We start from the raw sequence: 730 nt of genomic DNA on the forward strand, positions 1-730 counted from the left end.
TACTTCTTCACCAACTTTAACAATACCTTGCTCAACACGGCCTGTTACAACAGTACCACGACCTGAGATTGAGAATACATCTTCGATTGGAAGAATGAACGGCTTGTCGATTGCACGCTCTGGCTCTGGGATATATGAATCAAGAGCTTCACCTAGTTCGATGATTTTCTTTTCCCATTCTGCGTCGCCTTCAAGGGCTTTAAGTGCAGAACCTTGGATAACTGGAAGGTCATCGCCTGGGAAGTCATATTCGCTAAGAAGTTCACGAACTTCCATTTCTACTAGCTCAAGAAGCTCTTCATCATCAACCATGTCACATTTGTTCATGAACACGATGATGTGAGGAATACCAACCTGACGACCAAGTAGGATGTGCTCACGAGTCTGTGGCATAGGGCCATCAGTCGCAGCAACTACTAGGATACCGCCGTCCATCTGTGCAGCACCAGTGATCATGTTTTTAACGTAATCAGCGTGTCCTGGGCAGTCAACGTGCGCGTAGTGACGAGAAGGAGTATCATATTCTACGTGTGACGTAGAGATGGTGATCCCACGTGCTTTTTCTTCAGGCGCGTTATCGATCATATCGAATGCGCTTGCAGAACCGCCGTAGGTCTTCGCTAGAACAGTAGTGATAGCTGCAGTTAGCGTGGTTTTACCGTGGTCAACGTGGCCGATAGTACCCACGTTTACATGGGGTTTCGTACGTTCAAACTTTTCTTTTGCCATT

1 protein-coding gene is annotated in these 730 nt (G+C 46.8%); it reads right to left on the minus strand.

Annotated features, from left to right (window positions below; translation table 11 throughout):
• Positions 1-729, minus strand: a 729-nt coding sequence (locus JV36_RS0113520) for an elongation factor Tu (RefSeq protein ID WP_032139782.1), incomplete at its 3' end; no start/stop codon positions are given.
• Between the last annotated feature and the right edge of the window lies 1 nt (position 730).

Source organism: Alteromonas sp. LOR, assembly GCF_000753865.1.
GTDB lineage: Bacteria > Pseudomonadota > Gammaproteobacteria > Enterobacterales > Alteromonadaceae > Alteromonas.